The sequence below is a fragment of the Paraburkholderia sp. EG286B genome (genome assembly GCF_040965655.1).
Classification (GTDB): Bacteria; Pseudomonadota; Gammaproteobacteria; order Burkholderiales; family Burkholderiaceae; genus Paraburkholderia.
Genome location: NZ_JBFRCF010000231.1, coordinates 1 through 255 on the forward strand (window position 1 = coordinate 1; position 255 = coordinate 255).

The window sequence follows — 255 nt, forward strand, 5'->3', positions numbered from 1 at the left end:
CGGATAGTTGGTGCGCTCCTCCCCGCCCAGCCATTCCACGCCGGATAGCCCATCCGCCGCGCCGGCGCCGGAGATTGCCGCCGGCATGTTGTGGCGGTAGTTCAACAGCGAACTGAACAGCGGCGCCGGCGCCGCAACGCCGCTGCAGCGTTGCGCCAGCGCCAGCGAGGCATGCTCATGTGCCAGCAGCTCGGCCAGCCGCGCATGCGTGGTCCGCACGCTCGCCTCGACCCCGGTGCCATCAAGATCAAGCCG

Annotated in this window: 1 protein-coding gene; it reads right to left on the reverse strand. The window is 70.2% G+C overall.

Annotated elements, in window-relative coordinates:
• On the reverse strand, positions 1-255 hold a 255-nt coding region (locus tag AB4Y42_RS44555), incomplete at both ends, for a hypothetical protein (RefSeq protein WP_368697935.1).